The sequence below is a fragment of the Gordonibacter sp. 28C genome (assembly GCF_003339845.1).
Classification (GTDB): domain Bacteria; phylum Actinomycetota; class Coriobacteriia; order Coriobacteriales; family Eggerthellaceae; genus Gordonibacter.
The window spans coordinates 26,825-39,558 of sequence record NZ_PPTR01000015.1 but is presented as its reverse complement, the minus strand read 5'-3'; the positions used below and the strand labels follow the sequence as shown (position 1 = coordinate 39,558).

The window sequence follows — 12,734 nt, the reverse complement described above, 5'->3', positions numbered from 1 at the left end:
ACATTACTTTGCGAAAAGCACCTGATTGGGCTTCTCAGCCAACTTAGCGGACAGCTCCTCGAGCGTGCCGTAGTACATGATGCCGGACTGGCAGTGATGCACGCAGCTCGGAAGTCGGCCCTCGGCCACGCGGTCGGCGCAGAGATCGCACAGATCCGTGGGCAGGGGCAGGTAGGTCCACTCCCAATTGCCGTTGACGTTCTTCACGGGGCCGTACTCGAGCGTCTTGATGCCGTACTGGCCGATCGGAAGATCATGTACCTTCTTGCAAGCAACTTCGCACGTATGGCAGTTGGTGCAGAATTCGTAGTCGATCAGCAGACCGTTAGTCGCCTTCGAACCGGGTGTAGTCATAGCCACCGAAGCCACCTCCCTTAGTCACAATCTCGCTGGGCGAGCAATCATTTTCAGGCGTCACCTTGTAGCACTTGCAGAGCGTGCTCTTGTACGGGGCGCCGTAGTGCGTCGGGCCGTACACGCCCATCGTGGTCAGGTTGTTGCCATTGCTGTCGAACACGCCGTACAGGCTGGGCTCGGCGGCCTCCTGCTCGGGGAACCACCAGCCGTGGCGGGCACGGACGAGGTTCGGCATAAGGCCCGGAGCGATGTGCGCCTGCTGCTTGCACTTGCCGCGCTTGTTCTCGAACCAAACCCAGTCGCCTTCCTTGATCCCCTGCTCTTTGGCGATCTCGGGCGAGATGTCGGCGATAGCCGTGGGGTGCACTTCGCGCATGGTGGGCAACTGGCGATGCTCGGAGTGGAACAGGCCGATGTGGCGGTGACCGGACGTGTAGATGTACGGATACTCCTTGTACAGCTCAGGCGTGCGGACCGGGCTCTCGAACGGCTCCATGTGGTGCGGCAGAGGATCGAAGCCCCACACGTCGAACAGCGGCGAGGAAATCTCGTACATGCCGGTCGCGGTGACGAAGCCGGGCTGACCGTCTTCGCGGAGCAGGCCCTTCTCGTACTTGTGGTACGTCTCGTTCCAATCCCAGTAGTCGTACACCTTGTGGGTGAGGTCCTCGAACGTGTAGGGAACGCCGTTGCCCTCGTCCTGGATCATCCACGTAAGGAAGTCGCGCACGGTCTCGAACTGGTTGAAGAAGTCCGGGTTGAAGCGCTTGCCCAGGTAGAACACCAGCTCTTCGTCCATCATGCACTCGTAGTAACGGCCGGCGGACGCGGTCAGCGTACGCAGCGGCTGCCACCAGGAGCGGAAGGAGTCGCGCTCGACGGACATGGCCACCGGAAGCACCAGGTCGGCGAAGGCGACCGCGGTCGGGGTCAGGTAGTAGTCGACGACGACCGTGTAGGGGACGTTCTTCCACGCGCGGTACACGCGGGGAGCGTCGCCGGCCATGTTGGCGATGGGGTTCGTGCCGTGGACCCAGAGCATCTGGACCGGATAGGGCACGCCCGTCTCCATGGCCTCGAGCAGCAGGTCGGGCGGAATGAACGGCGTGTAGCCGGCCTTGTGGATGGGCGACTGCTCGGTGCCGATACGGCGGTCGAGCATCTCGGGGGAGATGAACTCGAGGCCGCAGCCGTACTTCTTGGAGCTGTTGTACGCGTAGCGGACGAGCACGTTGCCACCGGGGACGTCGAGGTTGCCGCAGAGGGCCGTGATGTCGGAGATGGCGAACGAAGCCTCCATAGCGGAGATCTGCATGTCGATAGCGAGACCCCACTGGATGGCGCCGGGCTTGGCGGCCGCGAACAGGCGAGCGGCGTCGTAGATCTGCTGCTCGGGGATCCAGCAGATTTCCGCGACCTTGTCGGTCGGGTACTCCTGCAGGCGCTCGACGAGCTCGTCGAAGCCGTAGCACCAGTTCTCGACGAAGTCGTGATCGTACAGATCCTCGTCGACGATGACGCGCAGCATGCCCATGGCGAGCGCGCAGTCGGTGCCGGGACGAACCTGAATCCAGACCTCGGCCTTAGAGGCGAGCCACGTGAGGGCGGGGTCGATCACGATGAGCTTCGTGCCCATGCGCATGAGGTCGACCAGCCAGTGGCCGACGAAACCGTCGCCGTTGGAGGCGAGAGGCTCGTTGCCCCACACGATAACGACTTCGGGGCACTTCCACTCCGGGTTGTCGTAACGGTCGGGGTGCAGCTGGGAGGCGTCCAGGATCCAGCAGTCGCCGTCCTTCATGAGGTTGGCGGTCATGCGGGGCTGGTAGCAGGAGTCGGCAGAGAGGAAGCCGAACGACATGTTCGGGCTGCCGAAGACCGCGCGGAGGCACATGGCGCCGTGCCACATGGCGTTACGGCCGGTGCCGGACAGGGCGACGATGCCCTCGGGCCCGATGCCGTTGTAGTCGTCATGAATGGTCTTGCAGATCTTCTTGTAGGTGTCCTCGAGCCAGTCGAAGGCCTCTTCCCACGTGATGCGCTTCCACTTGTTCTCGCCCTTTTCGCCGTCGCGGAGGAGAGGCCACTTGAGGCGGTCGTTGTTGTAGATGTTCTCGACCATGTTCAGGCAGCGCAGGCACAGACGTCCCTGGTTGTACCCGAAGTTGGGGTCGCCCTCGATCTTCTCGAGCTTGCCGTCTTTGACGTACGTGAGCACGCCGCAGCCGTTGTGACACCCAGGTCCGGTCCAGACCGAGGTGCGGGTCACTTCATAACCATCCTCGTACCAACGCCAGTCTGTTTTGTACAGATCATGGTTGTATTCGTTGATCATGAAAAGCCCCCCTTTCATAAAAGAGATACCGATAAGATGAACTCTTATTCTTCAGAAACCCCGAAGCACGCTTGCTCGGGATGCGCAGCCTCCTCAAACCGCGCATCCCGCATCCCCGTGTCCGCCCGGTCTCCTCTTCCAGACGAAGTATCGGGGTTTCTTAAAGACCTGCATGATCCTTGCCCCGGCGTCCGCGCGGTTCTCTCTGAGGCCGCTGCGCCGGAAGGATCGGGTCCGCGCGGCGCTTACGCCGTCGGCGGCTTCGGCGCGCCAGGGGCCTTGGGGGCACCGGGAGCGGCCGGGGCGGCGCCGGGAGCCTTGGGGGCACCAGGGGCGGGCGCGTTGGCGCCCGTGCCGGCGGCATCCGCAGCGGGAAGCTCGGTGCCGCACTTCTTGCATTTATCGTTCTCGGGCGGGTTGAAGGCGCCGCAGTTCGGGCACTTCTTCATCATCTCGTCGAACGAAGGTGGTCTGAAGCACATATCGTGATCCTCCTCTTCCATTTTGTGAAACTGGGTTAACAGATCGATTGCAAATACATTGGGGTGCATTCACAGCGCATAAGCTACCATGCGCCGATTCGACGAAAGTACCTTCGCGGGTATGAAAAAGGGCGATCTAGTACTGGCAGTCATACTCACTAGTTCGCTAGTGTCGAGGCTTTTATCAGGCAAAACGCAAATCGTTCATGCAGAAGGGACGATGCGGCGCTTCCGGGCCCAAACAGGCGGAGGGACCCGCGTAGCGGGTCCCTCCGAAACGGTCGCGTCGTCGTCGGACCGCAGCGCTCATGAGCGTTGAAGACGGATCAGACAGCGGGGTCCTCCTCGGTCTCCACGACGGCCGTCTCCACAACGCGGCGCATGACCTTGACGCGGGCGGCTGCCTGGCACGCGTCCTCGACGCGGCCGTTGGCCTCGATCTCGGCCAGGAACGCGTCGGGGTCGTCCGTCGACAGGTACTCGGTCAACTCGGACTTCTCGACCTTGATGCCCTCGGCCGCGATCATCTTGTCCAGCACCACGTTGAGCTTGAGTTGGAACAGCACGTCGTCGCGCAGCTTCTCGTCGAACTGGGATTCGGTGAGGTGCTCTTCGCGCAGATAGCGCTCCTTCGTCGAACCCATCAGGCGCAGACGCGCCTCGTACTGCGCCTGCGACGCCTCGATGTTGGCGGCGACGACGTCGTCGGGCAGATCGCCCTGAAGGCGCGCCACGAGCGCGTCGGAGCATTTCTGGAACTTCAGGTTGTCCCAGATGCGCCTTTCCTGGCGCTCGAGGTCGCGCTTGATGCCCGCGCGCAGCTCTTCGATGGTGCCGATGCCGTCGAACGAGCTCTGCACCCAAGCGTCGTCCAAATCGGCGATCGACTTGATGCCCGAGCCTTTTTCGGCAGCGGCCACGTACGCGAACAGCTGAGCGTCGACGTCGGTTTCCGAGGCGGCGGGCTCGGGCGGCATGGCAACGTGCACGCTGTCCTGAGAGGCGAGCGTGAACGCGTCCAAATCGAGCTGCGGTGCGGTCGAGGTGTCTTCCATGAAGTTCTCCTTACGGTTGCGGGGCGGCGCCCCTCGATGTTTGCAAACGGCGCGCCAGGGCGCGTCGCGATGGGCAAGTTCTCAGTCCTGCTCGTGAGACTTTATATCCTCCTCGCGGAACGTCTCTATCAAGCTGAGCATCTCCTGCGATGAATGCACCCCGAGTTTGTGGTAGATGTTCGCTATGTGGGTTTTGGCCGTGTGCATGGAGATGACCAGCTTCTGCTGGACGTACTCTGCGTTGCGGCCCTTGGCTATGAGGAAGAATATCTCCGTCTCGCGCGGAGAGAGCTTGTACAGCTCGGCGATGTTGCGGCAGGTGCGCCGCCATGGCGTGTCGGCGCGTTTGGACTCCGCGTTGGGTTTCACCATCATGCCCGGTTTGGCCTGAGCGGGCGATCCCTCGCCCTCGGCCGCAGAGGCATCGGCCGCAGCTTTCTTGGCAGCCGCGACGGGATCGGACGGAGCGGCGTCCTTGGATGCCGTGGCGGACGACGCTTCGGGTGCCGGCGAAGCCTCGTCGGACGCGCCCGTCATGCGGGCGAGCTGCGCCTCGAAGGGCTCCTGCTCGCGGAACGGCGTGAGCACCGTGGCCACGAGCATGGTGATGGCCACGCCGCAGAGGGAATAGAGGACGAGCGACGAGTCGGCCGCGCCGAGCCCCGTCACCACGCCCTTGCCCACCACGAGCCCGAGCGCCAGGCTGACGTACACGAGCACGCGCCCGCCATCGACGAGCAGCAGCGACCCGGGCTTAAGCCGCCGCGCCAATCCGACGCCGAGTATCAGGCCGCCGAAGTCGAACAGGTTGAATCCCGCCAAAATAACCGTTTCTGATGCGAGGAGAACCCCCCCCCCCCGCCCAAAAACGAAAGACCCACGATGCCGAGGACGAAAAACAGCAACGAGAAGCGGTGGATCGTGTCGATATCGGCATTCGTCTCGGGGGCCTCGGGTATGAAGAAGATGACGATGCCCGCCACGACGACGCCGACGAGCACCACGGCGTTGCCCGCCATGAGCAGCGCGACGCCGCTGTTGATGAACCCGCCCTGCAGCAGGCCGAACACGAACGCGTACACCGTGGTGGGCAGCAGCGTCTTCATCGAATGGCGCAGGATGCTCTTGCGCGACGGCTGCACGGCGGGCTCCTGGACCACCACGTCCGCCGGTTCGATGGTGCGCCAGTTCGCAATGAGCGAAACCGTGGCCACCGCGGGCATGCATAGGGCGATGATCAGGCTGAGGGGCGGCACCAGGCTGCACGTGAGGAAGGCGATGACGCCGCCGGCCATCATGTCCACCGCGAACGAGCGGAACAGGTGCCCCGCCGCCGCCTCCATATAATAATGGAGCCACAGGAACATGAGGAAGGCCTCGGAAATGCCCAACAGGACGACCGACGCGATGCGCCACGGCATGGGAGCCGAGAACGTGGCCACCGACAGCGCCGTGGCCACCGTGGCGAGCACGCCCGCCGAAGCCAAGAGCAGCGTCGACGGCGCCGTTTTGTTGCGCTTCAGGAAGAAACGGCCCACCCACACGAGCACGGCGAACGCCCCGGCCAGTGAGATGTACAAGGTGAATTGGCGCTCGAGGAAAAACGAGAAAGACGGATTGTCGGTCATGCCGATGAAAATGGGAGAGAACAGAACGAGGTAGTGCCAGCTAAGGAGAACCTTGAATCCGAGCATGGTCAAGGTCTTCGCGCTCGAAACGCGCTCCTCCAATCGTTCCGGCACTGTCAGCGTCATCCGGCCGCCCCTTTCCCCCTGATGAAAAGAACCGAGAAGCACATGCTCGTTCTTTTCAAACCTTACTCGTTTTGTTCAGAAGGGCCTATAGCCCACGGTACCAGAGCCACTCATTTTCATACCGCGATAGGTACGAAGCCTGCCAAGCCTCGTGCTAGGTTGATCTTTGTGCATGCGCGCATGGGACTTCTCCGCGCACGCGGCTCGTGCGTCTCCGCTTCCGTTCAAGCGTTCTCGTCGTCGCCCGAGCGGGCAACCACTTTATCACAAAGTATAACGTAACCAAGCAGATAAGTTTATCGTCGCCGACAGAAAGGAAGGACCGTCATGCCGGGAGGATGCTGGGTGTGCAATCCGCTGTGCGGCAAATGCCAGCCCGCGCCCAAAAAGTCGGGAAAATGCCCCGTCTGCGGAACCTGCACCATCTTCGACCGGCTCGACGTCATAGCCGGCGCGCCGCTTCTGTGCAAGAAGTGCGGGGAGGATCTGGCACCGCTAGTGCGCCCTGAACCTGTGCGCTGCAACTTCAGCGGATTGGTGTGCGCCTACCCCTGCGGCAAGGGCACGACCTCGCATCCCGAGCACGGCTTCCAGGTGTGCCGCCGCAACACCCCGCCCAGCGACGAGTGGCTGGCAGCGCATCCCGAAACATGAGCGACCCCTATCGCAAGAGAAGCGCCGCCTCAAGGGGCGGCGCTTCTCTTGCACGGTGCCAAGGCCGGCTGGGCGTTAGGTGCTAGTTCCCCGCGGCCCTTGCCGCCTGGTACGCCTCCACGAGCTTCTTCGTCACGTCAGCGGGAGCCGGGTCGTAGCCCTCGAGCTCGAGGGTGTACGAGCCGGAGCCGCGCGTGATGGAACGCAGGTCCTTCGTGTACGTGACCACCTCGGCGTAGGGCACGCGCATCATGATGACCGTCTCCCCCGCGTCGTTGGAGTCGGTGCCCACGATGCGGCCGCGGCGCGTGGAGATGTCCCCCATCACGGCGCCGGCGTATTCCTCACCCACCGTTACGTTGAGGTTGGCCATGGGCTCCAGCAGGATGGGGTCGGCCTTCTCGCACGCGGCGCGGAAGCCGATGCGCGCGGCGGTCTTGAACGCCATCTCGTTGGAGTCGACCGAGTGGTACGAGCCGTCGTACACGGCGCACTTGACGTCCACCATGGGGTAGCCCGCCAGGAAGCCCTCGGCCATGGCGTCCTGCACGCCCTTGTCCACGGCGGGGATGAAGCCGCGCGGGATCTTGCCGCCCACGATCTCGTCGAGGAACTCGTAGCCGCCGCCCGGGTTGGGTTCCAGACGCAGCCAGCAGTCGCCGAACTGGCCGGAGCCGCCCGTCTGCTTCTTGTGGCGGCCCTGCGCCTCGGCCGTCTTGCGAATGGTCTCGCGGTACGGAATGCGCACGTCCACGAGCTTCGCCTCGACGCCCGTCTGCTCCTTCAAACGCGCGAGCAGCGTCTCCACCTGGGCGTCGCCCATAGCGGTGACGACGGTCTGGTGCGTTTCCTCGCTGCGGCTGACGCGGATGGTGGAGTCGGTCTCTATCGCACGGGCCAGGAACGTGCCCAGCTTGTCCTCGTCCTTCTTGTTCACGGCCTCGATGGCCACGGGGTACTGCGGTTCGGGCAGCGGAAGCGGGTCGATGGCCACGGTGCCCGACTTCGACAGCGTGTCGCCCGTGCGCGTTTCCGTGAGCTTGGGCACGACGATGATGTCGCCGGCCTTCGCGCTCTTCACGTCGTTCGTCTCCTTGCCCATCATGACGTAGAGGTGGCCCAGGCGGTCCTTCTTGCCCGTGCGGGCGTTCACCAGCTCCATGCCCGGCTCCAGCACGCCGGAGATGACCTTCATGAAGCTCAGGCGCCCCACGAACGGGTCGGACACGGTCTTGAACACGAAGCCCGCGGGCTCGCCCGTCTCGTCGACGAGCGTCTCCTCGCCGTTGGCCAGGCGGAAGCGGCCGTGGTGGCGCGGATGCGGGAAGTAGGTGGCGATGTCCTCCATGACGCCTTGGATGCCCTGCTCGATGATGGTGGACCCCACGAACACGGGGATGAACAACTCCTGCGCGATGGCCTTGTCGAGCAGCTGCTCCAGCTCCTCCTGCGTGAGCTGCTCCTCGCCGTCCAGGTACTTCATCATGAGGTCGTCGTCGGCCTCGGCCACGAGGTCGCACAGCTTGTCGCGGGCGGCCTGCGCCGTTTCCACGTAGTCGGCGGGGATGTCCTCGATGCGCTCGGCGTCGCTGCCGGGATCGAAGTAGCGGGCCTTCATGCGGATGATGTCGATGACGCCCTTGAAGTCCGCGTCCACGCCGATGGGGATGGTCACGGGACCCAGGCGAGAGCCGAAGCGCGCGTGCAAGAGGGCCATGGCGGTGTCGAAGTCGGCGTTCTCGCGGTCGATGTGGTTGATGAACACGGCGCGCGACAGGCGCATGTCCTCGGCCTCGCGCCACAGCTTGGTGGTCATGACCTGCGGGCCGGCTACGGCGTCGACCACGAACAGCGCCATCTCGGCCGCCTGCATGGTGGCCAGCGTGTCGCCGATGAAGTCGGGATGGCCGGACGTGTCCAGCAGGTTGATCTTGTAATCCTTGTACGGAATGGGTGCGATGGACGTGCCGATGGTGAACTTGCGCCGGATTTCCTCCTCGTCGTAATCGAGGTAGGACTTCCCGTCGTGGGTCGTGCCCATGCGGGGCGTGCGGCCCGAGACGTGCAGCATCGCTTCGGCGAGCGACGTCTTGCCGGCGCCGTCTTGGCCCACCAGCACAATGTTTCGTACGTGTTCGGTAGCAGGAGCTGCCATGTTGACCACCAACTTTCCGGTTGCGTGGGCCACGCCGTTGTCGTTGTCTCCAAGGCGCGAACCACAGTCGAGCCTTACCCGTTCCAACCCTCGCGTTGCAAGTCTCGCGAACGCGCGAACGCGCCGCGAATACCGTTGGTTCGTAGTGTATCGCATGTGAGCGGCCGGGATGTCGGAAATGAGGGAATTCGGGGCCCCTTTCGCACACGCCCGGCTAAGCGCGGATGCGTCGGACGAGGCGCTGTTAAGCCAAGATCGGCACGCCTCTGCGTAGCGGCCGATGGCGATTTGGTGCCGTGCGGCCCCGAACGGGTTCACGTTGATCTTGGATTAACGGCGACCACGCGGGCATGCGTCCCCGCGCCTTGGCGGACGGCGGCGAAGGGCGATCCGGGATCACGTGCTCGGGGTCGCGTGCTCGGGATCGCACGTCTCGCAGCCGTGTCACTTGAAAATCTCGCTCGAACGAGTTTTTTGCTGAAAAATTACGTTTGTGCATGATCTTTATTGAGAATAGTCAGAAGTGCTCCTCTCTCATCTGGGGTTTCTTTTAATGATGCTACTACATATAAATAAATCGACTTGAAAACTCGTTCACAAACGTGATTTTTTAGCAGAAACCTCTCCAGAAACGTGTTTTTAGAATGTTCGGAACGGAAGACGGCACGCGCGGGCATTGACCTGCCCATGGACGAGAGGTGCGCGCAGCGCGGACCACAGACGAGGTGCCGTGGACGGGTTTTGGACTCCTCGCCGAAACGCGGTGCCTGCCAAGGGACCGGGCGGTCCGGCGCCGGAGGATCGGGTCGTATGCATGCCGACGGCCCCGTCCGCGAGCGGGCGGGTATCGAAGTTTTCAATGCGGGCGAGGGGTCGAACTACAGCACTGGGGATCGCTTGAAGAACCTGCGTAGAATTCGTCGCCGCGAGGTGACGAACGGGTGCGGAGGCGAGTCCGCCTGAGCGCAAGGCGGTATAATCGGGGAGACAGAACGCGAGCGCGAACGAGCGAGGTGCCCCATGAGCAAGCACGACCCCATCATCGACGTCGATCCGGTGGCGAGCGTTCGTGACAAGGCGGCGAGCGCCGCGAAGTCCGCTGCCGAGACCGCCTTCAAAGCCCCCTCCTACGGACGCAAGGCGGCCGGAAAGGCCGCGTCAAAGGCCGCCGATGCGGCGCGCGATGTGGCGAAAGCGACGGTGATCGACGGCAACGGCGCGGCGAAGAAGCCGAGCCGCCTGGCCGGCGCGGTCCAAACGGCCGTGGGCGGCGTCGTCATGCTCGCGGGCGTGCCCATGCTCATCCTGCCCGGCCCGGGCCTGCTCGCCATTGGCGGGGGCGCCGCCATCGCGGCCGGAGGCGTGAAGAAGCTGCGGGGGAAATAAGGCGTCGCCGACGCACGACAGCGCACCGAACCCGAGCGGGGCCCGCTATGGCGGGCCCCGCTTTTCGTTGTCAGACGACGCGAACCGACCTGGCTACGCGAACGGCAGCGCGACCGCCGCGTCCGTATCCTCGCGATAGGTGTCGAACGCGGACAGGTAGGAGTACTGCGTGAGCCCGCGCAGCTCTTCGTCCTGCGCCGCGTAGTACGAAACCATCTGCACAAACGCACCCGTCAGGTAGTCGCGTTTGCGGTACATGATGCCCGAATGGTAGCCCGTGCCCGACTCGCCGGTGTCGGGGTCCGTCCATGTGCTTTCCAGCATGGTGACGTCCTGCTCGGGCACAAGCTCCATGTAGCTGCCGTTCGCCTGCCAACCGTAAGGCTTGAGCGAAATACTCACGGTACCGTCGCTCACGTCCCAGCCCGTAAGCTCGTAGCCGCCGAACTCGCTCGTGGGGAGCTGCGCGCCCACCTGCGACACGTCGACGTGCTGCACGTTCGCCTCGTTGCGCGCTTTGCGCTCGTCGACCGAAAGCGACTCCCAGTCGAAGGCATTGGTCATGGGCGTGAACGTGACGGCCTTCGCATCGGGAGAGAGGTTCGCGAACTCGATCACCTGGGGCCCGTCCATGCTCGCGCCTCCCGACCCGTCGCCAGCGCCCACCGGGGTGAGCACGTTGCCTTGGTCGTCGGTTACCTTGAGCGCATAGGGGCTCAACACGTTGCTGGGCGGCCCGTAGGACGATCCTTCGGTCCCAGGCTCGCCCGTCCACGCGTTGTCGTTGCGCACCACCATGACGCAGCCCAACTCGGACGCTGTGAATCGTTGAATGCCCATGGTTTTCTCGCCCTCGCTCGTGGAGAACACGAGCTCCTGCGAGCCCAGCTCGCGCGGATGGGCGACCGTGCTCAGATCCATGCCAACCGCCATGGAGAAGCTCGATTTCCCGTTCACCGCATCAACGGCCCAGGGAGCCCAGCCTTCCAGCGCAACGTCCACCTGGTCGGGCAGCGTCGCCTCCGGAACGATGCGCTGCATGACCTTCACCACGTCGCCCTCCATGTACGCGTCCAGTAGGTTGACCGAGCCGGTGCCCACGGTCTCGCCGTTGCTGGTGAGCGTGTACCCGAAGCGGGGCGAAAGCCTTTGCAGGCGTGACCACTCGTTCTCTTGCGATCCCTCGTAGTTCGACTGCTCGTCCAGGTCGAAGCCGCCCTCCTTCGTGAGGGTGAAGAACAGATTCACGACGTTGCGATCGCAAGAGACGGCATCGAGCGCCACATCGACGCCCTCGACCGCCACAGCATCCCCCACCGGGGCGTTCAGGCTGGACACGCCCGGTTTGAGGCTGTCGTACACGGGCAGGTTGCCGCCGACTTCGAAGAAGCCCGTCTCGCCCGGCCGCATCTGCAAAAGACGCGAGGCCGCGAAGGCCGTGCCGCACAGCAAGACCACGAGCACGGCAGCCACCGCGACGACCACGCCGCGCTTGACGACGCGGGGAGCCTTGCCCTTGCCGCGCGCGGGAACGGCCCCTCGCACGGGCGCGTGGCGACCGGCGCTTTCCGAGGAGCTGCGACCCTCCGTCGCGGCGACCGGCTGCGAACGGGGCCGATCCTGCGGCGTCGTTCTGAGCTTTGCGTACGCCTCTTCGAGCTTGACCTGGGCCTTGGGCGGTATGCGCTGCACGTCGTAGAAGCGGCGCACCTCCCGTCCGAGTTCGTCCTCGCCGTTGCGGGCGCCTTGCCTGCTGGAGCCGTCCTGACTGCTGGAGCCTGTCATACCGCCTCGACCTCCTCTTGCCTCTTTCCTAGGTACAGTGCCTTGAACCGGTCCCGCGCCCTTGACAACCGGGTGCGCACGGCGCCTTCGGATACGTTCAGTATCTCGGCGATGTTGCGCGTGGGGTAATCGTCCACATAGAAGAACGTGAGCAGCAAACGATCGTCGGCAGAGAGCCGGTCGACGGCGCCGCGCACGTCGAGCACGACGTCGTGATCGACGGCAGAAACGCCCCCGACGGCGTTGCGCCCGTTGAAGCTCCGCTCCATGTTCGCCGCACCGAGGGCTTCATCGAAGGAGCCGTCGTCCATGGAGCATGGAGTCTCGCGGCGGCGCCTGCGCGCAACGTCGGAGCAGGTTCGCAGCAGGATGCGCGTGAGCCAGGTGCCCACGGCGCTGCGGCCCTCGAACCCGGGCAGGGCCTTCCACGCCTTGACGGCGGTCTCCTGCAGCGCGTCGGCCGCATCGTCGGCGTTGTCGAGCACCGCCATCGCGGCCTTCCACAGGGCGAGCTTGTGCTGCTCGAACAATTCCACGAACGCATCGCTGTCGCCCTGCTTAACGCGTATCACGAGTTCGTTCACGCAGGAACCTCCTTTTCGCGTCGATTGCTTATTAGACGCGCGGGAAGCGGAAAAGGTTACGGATGATTTTGAAAAACCCGGAAAGGGCCGCGCGGCCGACGCGAGCGGATTGAGGCCTCAGCCTGCCAAGCCCGCCTTCGCCGCGCAAGGCGCGCAAAGCTCCTTTGCCGGAACGGGCAAGATCGGG

The 12,734-nt window shown here is 64.0% G+C and carries 11 protein-coding genes; 2 read left to right on the top strand and 9 right to left on the bottom strand.

Features of this window, described 5'->3' with window-relative positions:
- Positions 1-3 precede the first annotated feature (3 nt).
- The 6 genes from C1878_RS14625 to C1878_RS16950 form a co-directional block, all read right to left on the bottom strand.
- The gene (locus C1878_RS14625; RefSeq protein ID WP_114602345.1) at positions 4-354 is read right to left on the bottom strand and encodes a 4Fe-4S dicluster domain-containing protein; all 351 of its coding nucleotides are present in this window, start codon (positions 352-354) and stop codon (positions 4-6) included.
- Positions 326-2,692, bottom strand: coding sequence for a molybdopterin-dependent oxidoreductase (locus tag C1878_RS14620; protein WP_114602344.1), 2,367 nt, complete (start codon positions 2,690-2,692; stop codon positions 326-328). The genes C1878_RS14625 and C1878_RS14620 overlap by 29 nt, the downstream gene beginning before the upstream one ends.
- Before the next feature lie 245 nt (positions 2,693-2,937).
- Complete coding sequence (locus tag C1878_RS16640; protein ID WP_158539834.1) at positions 2,938-3,174, bottom strand: hypothetical protein; 237 nt, start codon at positions 3,172-3,174, stop codon at positions 2,938-2,940.
- Between the two features lie 326 nt (positions 3,175-3,500).
- Positions 3,501-4,229: a hypothetical protein gene (locus tag C1878_RS14610; protein WP_114602343.1), complete on the bottom strand. Its 729-nt coding sequence runs from the start codon at positions 4,227-4,229 to the stop codon at positions 3,501-3,503.
- 81 nt (positions 4,230-4,310) lie between these two features.
- Complete coding sequence (locus tag C1878_RS16955) at positions 4,311-5,051, bottom strand: response regulator transcription factor (protein ID WP_241963776.1); 741 nt, start codon at positions 5,049-5,051, stop codon at positions 4,311-4,313.
- Positions 5,015-5,983 (bottom strand): hypothetical protein, encoded by a 969-nt coding sequence (locus C1878_RS16950; RefSeq protein ID WP_241963775.1) that lies wholly within the window; start codon positions 5,981-5,983, stop codon positions 5,015-5,017. Before C1878_RS16950 ends, C1878_RS16955 begins: the two co-directional genes overlap by 37 nt.
- 327 nt (positions 5,984-6,310) lie before the next feature.
- Between C1878_RS16950 and C1878_RS14600 the strand changes: the two genes are divergently transcribed.
- The gene (locus tag C1878_RS14600; RefSeq protein ID WP_114602342.1) at positions 6,311-6,637 is read left to right on the top strand and encodes a hypothetical protein; all 327 of its coding nucleotides are present in this window, start codon (positions 6,311-6,313) and stop codon (positions 6,635-6,637) included.
- Positions 6,638-6,719: 82 nt separating this feature from the next.
- Here the strand turns inward: C1878_RS14600 and C1878_RS14595 are convergent, their stop codons facing one another.
- Positions 6,720-8,792: a translation factor GTPase family protein gene (locus C1878_RS14595; RefSeq protein ID WP_167510336.1), complete on the bottom strand. Its 2,073-nt coding sequence runs from the start codon at positions 8,790-8,792 to the stop codon at positions 6,720-6,722.
- A gap of 1,020 nt (positions 8,793-9,812) precedes the next feature.
- Here C1878_RS14595 and C1878_RS14590 point away from each other — a divergent pair.
- A complete protein-coding gene (locus C1878_RS14590; RefSeq protein ID WP_114602341.1) occupies positions 9,813-10,178 on the top strand; it encodes a hypothetical protein in 366 nt (121 codons plus the stop codon).
- A gap of 93 nt (positions 10,179-10,271) precedes the next feature.
- Here the strand turns inward: C1878_RS14590 and C1878_RS14585 are convergent, their stop codons facing one another.
- Both C1878_RS14585 and C1878_RS14580 read right to left on the bottom strand, forming a co-directional pair.
- On the bottom strand, positions 10,272-11,963 hold the full coding sequence (locus C1878_RS14585) for a DUF4179 domain-containing protein (RefSeq protein ID WP_114602340.1): 1,692 nt from the start codon (positions 11,961-11,963) through the stop codon (positions 10,272-10,274).
- Positions 11,960-12,547, bottom strand: coding sequence for an RNA polymerase sigma factor (locus C1878_RS14580; protein ID WP_114602339.1), 588 nt, complete (start codon positions 12,545-12,547; stop codon positions 11,960-11,962). The genes C1878_RS14585 and C1878_RS14580 overlap by 4 nt, the downstream gene beginning before the upstream one ends.
- Between the last annotated feature and the right edge of the window lie 187 nt (positions 12,548-12,734).

Excerpts from the sequence above, each read along its gene's own strand:
- C1878_RS14625 (WP_114602345.1), bottom strand. The coding sequence starts at position 354 with ATGACTACACCCGGTTCGAAGGCGACTAACGGTCTGCTGATCGACTAC.
- C1878_RS14620 (WP_114602344.1), bottom strand. The coding sequence starts at position 2,692 with ATGATCAACGAATACAACCATGATCTGTACAAAACAGACTGGCGTTGG.
- C1878_RS16640 (WP_158539834.1), bottom strand. The coding sequence starts at position 3,174 with ATGTGCTTCAGACCACCTTCGTTCGACGAGATGATGAAGAAGTGCCCG.
- C1878_RS14610 (WP_114602343.1), bottom strand. The coding sequence starts at position 4,229 with ATGGAAGACACCTCGACCGCACCGCAGCTCGATTTGGACGCGTTCACG.
- C1878_RS16950 (WP_241963775.1), bottom strand. The coding sequence starts at position 5,983 with ATGACGCTGACAGTGCCGGAACGATTGGAGGAGCGCGTTTCGAGCGCG.
- C1878_RS14600 (WP_114602342.1), top strand. The coding sequence starts at position 6,311 with ATGCCGGGAGGATGCTGGGTGTGCAATCCGCTGTGCGGCAAATGCCAG.
- C1878_RS14595 (WP_167510336.1), bottom strand. The coding sequence starts at position 8,792 with ATGGCAGCTCCTGCTACCGAACACGTACGAAACATTGTGCTGGTGGGC.
- C1878_RS14590 (WP_114602341.1), top strand. The coding sequence starts at position 9,813 with ATGAGCAAGCACGACCCCATCATCGACGTCGATCCGGTGGCGAGCGTT.
- C1878_RS14585 (WP_114602340.1), bottom strand. The coding sequence starts at position 11,963 with ATGACAGGCTCCAGCAGTCAGGACGGCTCCAGCAGGCAAGGCGCCCGC.